The organism is Methanosarcina spelaei (assembly GCF_002287235.1).
Lineage (GTDB): Archaea > Halobacteriota > Methanosarcinia > Methanosarcinales > Methanosarcinaceae > Methanosarcina > Methanosarcina spelaei.
Genome location: NZ_LMVP01000311.1, coordinates 1 through 1067, shown reverse-complemented (window position 1 = coordinate 1067; position 1067 = coordinate 1). Strand labels below are relative to the sequence as shown.

1 protein-coding gene is annotated in these 1067 nt (G+C 31.8%); it reads right to left on the bottom strand.

Annotated elements, in window-relative coordinates:
• Positions 1-523 precede the first annotated feature (523 nt).
• On the bottom strand, positions 524-874 hold the full coding sequence (locus tag ASJ81_RS13420) for a carboxymuconolactone decarboxylase family protein (RefSeq protein ID WP_170943311.1): 351 nt from the start codon (positions 872-874) through the stop codon (positions 524-526).
• Between the last annotated feature and the right edge of the window lie 193 nt (positions 875-1067).

Genomic DNA, 1067 nt, shown 5'->3' with positions numbered 1-1067 from the left:
TAAGCTGTTTTATTTGAGATTCAAGACTCTCAATGTAAGTTGCAATAACTTCAGGATTTGAAGTACACAGAGCAAGAATCTCTTCACGTTTCATCAAAGATAGAAATAACTCATTGTAAATCCAATTTTTCCTCGAAAAGAGGAAAAATTGTGTAGCCCTAAAAAGGCTACCTGAATAGTAACAAAAAGAAATTCGTTCTTTACTTGGTATTCTATGCAATCGCTTCATTACAGCCCTCCAAAATTTCCATATTCTATTTAGCATGAAAATGCTGCCATCAGCATGCATTTTCATATAGTTGTGCATGTTATTCAAGGAATATCATGTTTGTTTTCTAGCTAAGAAGCAAGAATAGATCGTAGGATATCAAGATATGTTGATATACTCAAATGTGTCAAATATTATAAGTATTTTGCTCAAATTATTCTGTAATTGTCAAAAGTATAAGAAAGATTATTGCATTGATGAACTTTATTAACAAGGGGAAATATTTTTAATTGATTCATTAAGTGAGAAATCAATCTATTTGCCTGCATTTCCAGAGCTACAATTGCAGTTATTTCCTTTTTCTTTAGAGTTATCGCCTCCAAAGATGAGCTCATAAACGTTTTTTCCATAAGCGTTTTCCCAGCAAAGTTGAGAACTCTCTGCAATAAGCATTGTTAACATAATTGCTTCGGATACCTCTTCTCTGCTTGTTTTCTGATCAATTGCTTGCCGAGAATACTTATTTACACAGAACTGGTGCATTGTAAAGACAGAAGGTGCAACAGCAACCAACTCCTCGATTTTAAGATCAAGCGCCTCCTTCGTAAAAATAATATGGCATATCTTTACAAAAATTTCAGCAACTTTTGGTAATACTTTATTCAAAAAGGACAGCTTAATTCCTCAAATTAATTTAAAAATCCTAAGTTATAAAAAACCATGAGGCATATATCAAAAAATGTTGATATATTGTAATTTACAATTTCAAAAATCCCGAAAATATTGAATATAAATAATAGCATGTTCAGTACTTCGCTAAAAAATCTCTTCCTCATGTATTCTCCCCATCGATTTACCT